This window comes from Rhodococcus oxybenzonivorans (genome assembly GCF_003130705.1).
Taxonomy (GTDB): Bacteria; Actinomycetota; Actinomycetes; order Mycobacteriales; family Mycobacteriaceae; genus Rhodococcus_F; species Rhodococcus_F oxybenzonivorans.
The window spans coordinates 5,170,716-5,177,062 of record NZ_CP021354.1 but is presented as its reverse complement, the minus strand read 5'-3'; the positions used below and the strand labels follow the sequence as shown (position 1 = coordinate 5,177,062).

Here is a 6,347-nt window from a genome sequence, read left to right as displayed (position 1 = left end):
GCCCGCATCCTTCGAGACGAGGAGGTCGATCGGGTCAGGACACACGAATGACAACGCGATCACGGCGCTCTGCGCGTGAACTCGATGGGAGACTCGAACATGGAAATCCAGGACTACCTGCGTATTTTGCAGGCACGATGGAAAATCATCGCCATCACCACGGTGGTGGCGATCCTCGGGGCGCTCGGTGCCTCACTGCTCACCACACCCCTGTATGAAGCCTCCACCCGGTTGTTCGTCTCCACCTCGGCGGGCTCGTCGGTCAATGAGCTCTACCAGGGAAACCTGTACTCGCAGCAACGCGTGGCGTCTTACACCAAATTGCTGACCGGTCAGACTCTCGCGCAGCGCACCATCGACAAGCTGGGCCTCACCGAGACACCGGCCGAGCTCGCCAATCAGGTCAAGGCCACCTCCGCGCCCGACACCGTCCTCGTCGACCTGAAGGTGCAGGACCCCTCACCCGAGCGTGCCCGCGACATCGCAAACGCGATGTCCGACGAATTCGTGGTCATGGTCCGTGAACTCGAAACACCCGAACGGGGCGGCGCACCGGCCGCACGCGTTGTGGTCGAACAGCAGGCGCAGACGCCGTCGACGCCCGTCTCCCCGAAGACGCTGCGCAATCTCGCGCTCGGTGCCGCAGTCGGCCTCCTGCTCGGCATCGCCCTTGCCGTACTGCGTGATCGCCTCGACAACACCGTGAAAGACCGTCGTACGGTGGAAGAGCTGGCCGGCTCCGCGATGATCGGCACCATCCCGTTCGACAAGGATCGGCAGACTCAGCAGGCGATCAATTTCGCGGAGGGCCACTCGTCGAGCGCGGAGGCATACCGAGAACTTCGTACCAACCTGCAGTTCCTCGAGGTCGACAACCCGCCTCGAGTCATCGTGGTCACCAGTTCGCTACCCACAGAGGGTAAGACGACCACAGCAATCAATATTGCCTTGGTCCTCGCCGAAGGCGGCAAGTCTGTATGCCTTGTCGAAGGCGATCTCCGGAAGCCCCGCGTGTCCAAGTACATGGGCGTTGTCGGATCGGTTGGTCTCAGTAGCGTGCTGGCGGGGCAGGCCACTCTGGACGGGGTGCTCCAGCCGACGTCGTACCAGGGATTGACCGTTCTCGCGTCCGGGCCGATCCCCCCGAACCCGAGCGAGTTGCTCGGAACGGCCACGGCGCGACAGGTTCTCGCCGACCTACGCGAACGTTTCGATTACGTCATCGTCGACGCGTCTCCGCTGCTCCCGGTGACCGACGCCACCGTTCTCACCGCCATGTCGGACGGTGCGCTCGTAATCGCCCGGCACGGCGAAACCAAGCGCGAGCAGTTGACCCGCGCCGTTGGAAACCTGCACAGCGTGGGCGCCACCATCCTCGGCACGATCATCACGATGACGCCGAGCCGGGGCAAGGGAGTCTACGAATACAAGTACTACTACGAGACGGACAAGTCGCTCCCGCAGATGCAGCGGGCCGAGGCCGCGGTGCAGACTCCATCGCAGCCGGTCCACGCCGCTCCGGCTCCGGCGGCGCCGCCTGCCCGCAACTCCACGCCGGCGGGGAACGGACACCACTCGGGCTCCGAGTATGTGGAAACGCAGGCCCACCAGGTGCTCGAACAAGAGCACGACACTGATTGGGTGGAGCGAGTGAATTCGCACGCCTACACCGCGCAGCCCCCCGCTCCGCGGCGCGCTCGGCGATACCGCGAAGACGGGGAGGATGCGTCCGGGCCGGACGCTCCGCGTCAATAGCCCCGAACGCTCTGCGTCAGTAGTTCCGGACGCTGCGCGTCAAGACACCGAGTAGGTCGGCTATCTCGGACCCGACGGCCAGGAATGTTTCCTCGTCCTGACCGATCGGGTCCGAGATGTCTTCAGGTCCGTCTGCGGATCTGTGCTTCGGCCGCGCTGCTGCCAGATCGGCAACGGTCTTTGCATCTGCGGCCACGGCGAGCCGTGCGGCCTCCCTCAACGTGAAGGTCTTCTTCAACTGCTCGGGAGCCATCGCCAGCACCTTCTCACGCTGACGCTCGGTCATGGTGAGTACCAGGTCGGCGTCGACCGCCAGATCCTCGGTGAGTCGCCGAGCCGTGAACCCGCTGGGGTCGCCTCCGAGGCCTTCGAGTACCTGGGCCGCGGTCGGCTCCATCGGATGACCCACCATGGCGCGGGTACCTGCACTTTCGGCAGTGAGATCGGTCAGTCCGAGCTCCTCGGCGAACGCCAGTGTGAGGCGCTCGGCCGTAGGAGAACGACAGACGTTTCCGGTGCAGACGAAGAGAACATGCATGGGCGAAGCATAGGGTCTCGGTCTGCACCGCGCGTACACGCACTGTTGGCTTGGAACATCAGTCGGGTAAATGCCCTGCTCACCCGCGCCGGATATCAACGGTGCATGCGCTGCACCGTCTTTGGAACCGGATACCTGGGAGCGACCCATGCCGCCTGCATGGCGGAACTGGGGCACGACGTGCTGGGAGTCGACATCGATCCCGGAAAAGTGGCGAAACTCTCCGCCGGTGAGGTGCCGTTCTACGAGCCGGGCCTGGCCGAGGTTCTCCGCCGCAACATCGAGGCGGGGCGACTGCAGTTCACCACCTCCTACACCGAGGCCGCCGCGTTCGCCGACCTCCACTTCCTGGGAGTCGGCACCCCGCAGAAGAAGGGGGAGTACGCCGCCGATCTGCGGCACGTGCACTCGGTGATCGACACCCTGGCGCCCCTCCTCGACCGGCCCGCGGTGATCGTCGGCAAGTCGACGGTGCCCGTCGGAACCGCGGCCGAACTGGGCGCGCGGGCGCGGGCGCTGGCGCCTGCAGGGGACACCGTCGAGGTGGCGTGGAACCCCGAGTTCCTGCGGGAAGGGTTCGCCGTCCAAGACACCCTGCATCCCGACCGAATGGTGCTGGGAGTCGACCGGGACCGACCTGGCAGTGTGGAGACGCAATTGCGTCAGCTGTACGCCCCACTGCTCGCCGAGGACATTCCCTTCTTGGTCACCGACCTGGCAACCGCCGAGCTGGTCAAGGTCTCGGCGAACGCGTTTCTCGCCACCAAGATCTCCTTCATCAACGCCATCTCCGAAGTGTGCGAGGCCACCGGCGCAGACGTCACCCAGCTCGCCGATGCGCTCGGCTACGACGCGCGCATCGGCCGGCGCTTCCTCAACGCCGGACTGGGATTCGGCGGCGGTTGCCTGCCGAAGGACATTCGCGCGTTCATGGCCAGGGCCGGTGAACTCGGCGCCAACCAGGCACTGCATTTTCTTCGCGAGGTCGACAGCATCAACATGCGCAGGCGTACGCGGATGGTGGAACTGGCAGCGCAGGTGTGCGGCGGCTCGTTGCTGGGCGCCAACGTCGCGGTGCTGGGCGCTGCGTTCAAGCCCGAGTCCGACGACGTCCGTGACTCTCCCGCCCTCAACGTCGCGGGGATGATGCAACTGCACGGCGCAGTCGTGAGCGTGTACGACCCCAAGGCACTCGACAACTCGAGGCGCCTCTTCCCGACTCTCAACTACGCCACCTCGGTGGCCGAAGCCTGTGAAAACGCCGATGCGGTACTGGTTCTCACGGAATGGGCCGAATTCGCGGCCCTGAAGCCGGACGATCTCGCCGGAGTGGTCCGAGCCCGCGTGATGGTCGACGGCCGCAACTGTCTCGACGCCCAGCAGTGGCGGAACGCGGGATGGGTGTACCGGGGGCTGGGGAGGGGATAACGTTGATCTTGCCGCTACGGAGGGCGAGGCGATGGCGAAGTTCCGGGTCGGATTCGCAACAGCACTGCTCGGTGCGCTCGTCTGCCTGCTCGGTGCGGTCCCCGTCCACGCGGCCGAAATCCCGACTCGGCCGGGTCCGGCACAGTCCGACGCCGGCGCGGCCATCCGGTACTCGAAAGATAACCCCGGTTCCGCACCCCCCGGCGTCAACGACTTCTCCTGCCGTCCCGGTCCCGAACATCCCGCCCCGGTGGTCCTCGTGCACGGGAGTGACGGCAGCGCATACTCCAACTGGGCGGGTCTGAGCCCGAAACTGAAGGCCGCCGGGTTCTGCCTCTTCGCGCTGAACTACGGCCGCAAGGCCGGAACCGACCACTTCGGGATGCAGCCCATGACGGTCGGGGCACACGAGCTCGCGGAGTTCGTCGACGACGTGCTGTCCACGACCGGCGCCGACGAGGTCGACATCGTCGGACACTCCCAGGGCGCGACCGTAGCGAGGTACTACATCAAAGAGCTCGGCGGCGCGGCCGAGGTGGATCGGTGGATCGGTCTGGCCTCGCCCTCCTACGGCGGAACCTTCTTCGGCATCGCAACCGCTGTGGTGTCACTGCCGGGCGGCACCCAATTGATCGAAGGGTTCGGCTCGGAAGCGCTGGCCGAACAGGTGGAGGGCTCCGAGTTCCTCACCCGGCTCAACAGCGGTGGTGACACCGTGCCCGGCGTCGAGTACACGACCATCGGGACGCGGTACGACGAGGTGATCCAGCCGTACACCAATGTGGAGTTACGCGACCCCGGCGCAACGAACATCATCGTCCAGGACTTGTGCCCGCTCGACCAGACCGGGCACTTCAACCTGCCGTACGACTCCTTCACCCAGCAGCTCGTACTCAACACCCTCGATCCGGCTCACGCGGCCGTGCCCCCGTGCACCGTTGTTCCCCTCGGCACGGGTATCGCCGGGGTGATCATCGCGAGCAACTCCTGAGCAGCCGGCTACCCGCCCCGCTCCAGCTGCTCGGTTGCCCCGCCGATGCCTTTCGCTAGACTGCGGGGCAATGGAGTGGGGGATTCCATCACACGGACCCGTGCACAGTCGAGTAAGGCGGCCCATGAGTTCGGTTCTCGGAGTTTCGGTTGGTGCAAGCGCTGTGCGGTTGGCACGACCCGACTCCGTGACCAGCGAGGACTCGGGACACCGCGTGTTGCCCGACTTCCGTGCCCAGGTGGTTGCCGCGGGGCGGGAACTGCCCGAGGACCTCGCCGCCGAATCGATCGGCGTCGTACTGGCCGGGGGATTCGATAACCGCGAGGTGCATGCCACCGGGGTCGCGTATCGCGACGAGGCGCAGGCAGGTGCCGTGCAGGCAGCGATGGCACGCCAACAGCTCGGGAACTACCAGCTCGTTCCCGAGGCTTCCGCGGCGTTGACAGTGCTCGACGCTGCGGGGGCGTTGGGTGACCACTCGACGCTGGTGTTCTACGACCTCGGCAGTTCCGGACTCACCGTCAGCGTCGTCGACCGCGAAACCGGCGCCGTGGTGGAAAGCACCCGCACCGACACTGTGAGCGGTGACCTCTTCGACCGGCTGATCCGCGACAACCAGTTGGTGAACAAACGCATCTCCACGCCGCACGACGCGGCCGCGAGTTCCGCCCTGGACCTCCGTTGCCGGGAGGCCAAGGAACGGCTGTCCGTCGGCGGCGCTGTCGCGGTGCCCGGGGACGGCGGCTTGCTGCTGCTGTCGCGCGATGTGTTCGACTCTCTCATCGGCGTCACCGTCGAGTCCTCCGCCCGCCTGGCTCGGGAGGTGATCGCCCGTTCGGGGCGGATCCCCGACGCCGTGGTTCTCACCGGTGGTGGGGCGCGTATCCCGCTGGTGCGGTCCGTCCTCGAATCCTGGCTGGCATTGCCCGTCATCGTGCCGGACCACCCCGAGCTCGTCGCAGCACAGGGTGCGGCGCTCCTCGCGCAACAAGGGCAGCGACAGCGGGCGCCCGGGGGCGTCACCGTTCTCCCGCCGCCGGCGGAGACGTTCGGTCCGTTCGTCGGTTCCACGGCAAGTCCCTATGCTGCTGTTCACGCCGGCCCTGCGGTGCCACCCTTCGAGCACGACGACGCGTCCTTCGCGCGCCAGGCCCCGAGTCCGTCGGGCGGGCGCAGCAGCGGGCTCTCCGGTACGCCGTCGTGGTTGAGTGCGGCGGCACCGCCACCGAGTCAGCGCGTAGCGAAGGTCCAGATCCGGGGCGCAGCACTGGCCGGTGGGGCATTGGCCGTCATCGCACTGATCGGCCTCGGACTCAATTACGGCAGCACCCTGCTCAACAGCACGGAGGGCACGTCCCAGCCCGTCACCACTCAGCCGAAAGCGCAGCCCCCCGCGGTGAGCGAGATGGCGACCCCGTCACCGACAGCGCCGCCGCCACCTCCGACCGAAGTCGTCGAGGAGCCCGCGGCAACCGCGTCCCGGATCCAGATCCCGGAGCCGGAGCCCGAACCCCCGCCGCCCCCGCCCGCACCGGTGTTCCCGGGGCTTCCGCAGTTCCAGTTGCCACCCCTGCAGCTGCCCCCGCTGCCGAGAATCCCTGGCACATAACCTCCGCACTCCGCGACTTTCCCCGT

At 66.8% G+C, this 6,347-nt stretch carries 5 protein-coding genes; 4 read left to right on the top strand and 1 reads right to left on the bottom strand.

The features are described from left to right. Nucleotides 1-99: 99 nt before the first annotated feature. Nucleotides 100-1,755, top strand: a complete 1,656-nt coding sequence (locus CBI38_RS24210; protein ID WP_109335319.1) for a tyrosine-protein kinase domain-containing protein — start codon at nucleotides 100-102, stop codon at nucleotides 1,753-1,755. Between the two features lie 16 nt (nucleotides 1,756-1,771). Here the strand turns inward: CBI38_RS24210 and CBI38_RS24205 are convergent, their stop codons facing one another. After that, a complete protein-coding gene (locus CBI38_RS24205) occupies nucleotides 1,772-2,293 on the bottom strand; it encodes an arsenate reductase/protein-tyrosine-phosphatase family protein (protein WP_109332878.1) in 522 nt (173 codons plus the stop codon). 105 nt (nucleotides 2,294-2,398) lie between these two features. Here CBI38_RS24205 and CBI38_RS24200 point away from each other — a divergent pair, with 105 nt between their 5' ends. The 3 genes from CBI38_RS24200 (at nucleotide 2,399) to CBI38_RS24190 (ending at nucleotide 6,321) form a co-directional block, all read left to right on the top strand. After that, nucleotides 2,399-3,721, top strand: coding sequence for a UDP-glucose dehydrogenase family protein (locus tag CBI38_RS24200; protein WP_109332877.1), 1,323 nt, complete (start codon nucleotides 2,399-2,401; stop codon nucleotides 3,719-3,721). Nucleotides 3,722-3,752: 31 nt separating this feature from the next. Beyond that, nucleotides 3,753-4,712 (top strand): esterase/lipase family protein, encoded by a 960-nt coding sequence (locus tag CBI38_RS24195; RefSeq protein WP_109332876.1) that lies wholly within the window; start codon nucleotides 3,753-3,755, stop codon nucleotides 4,710-4,712. A gap of 124 nt (nucleotides 4,713-4,836) precedes the next feature. Beyond that, complete coding sequence (locus CBI38_RS24190) at nucleotides 4,837-6,321, top strand: DUF7159 family protein (protein WP_109332875.1); 1,485 nt, start codon at nucleotides 4,837-4,839, stop codon at nucleotides 6,319-6,321. Nucleotides 6,322-6,347 lie beyond the last annotated feature (26 nt).

What these genes read in the sequence shown, in the direction of transcription:
- CBI38_RS24200 (WP_109332877.1), top strand. Translation starts at nt 2,399, where the DNA reads ATGCGCTGCACCGTCTTTGGAACCGGATACCTGGGAGCGACCCATGCC.
- CBI38_RS24205 (WP_109332878.1), bottom strand. Translation starts at nt 2,293, where the DNA reads ATGCATGTTCTCTTCGTCTGCACCGGAAACGTCTGTCGTTCTCCTACG.
- CBI38_RS24190 (WP_109332875.1), top strand. Translation starts at nt 4,837, where the DNA reads ATGAGTTCGGTTCTCGGAGTTTCGGTTGGTGCAAGCGCTGTGCGGTTG.
- CBI38_RS24210 (WP_109335319.1), top strand. Translation starts at nt 100, where the DNA reads ATGGAAATCCAGGACTACCTGCGTATTTTGCAGGCACGATGGAAAATC.
- CBI38_RS24195 (WP_109332876.1), top strand. Translation starts at nt 3,753, where the DNA reads ATGGCGAAGTTCCGGGTCGGATTCGCAACAGCACTGCTCGGTGCGCTC.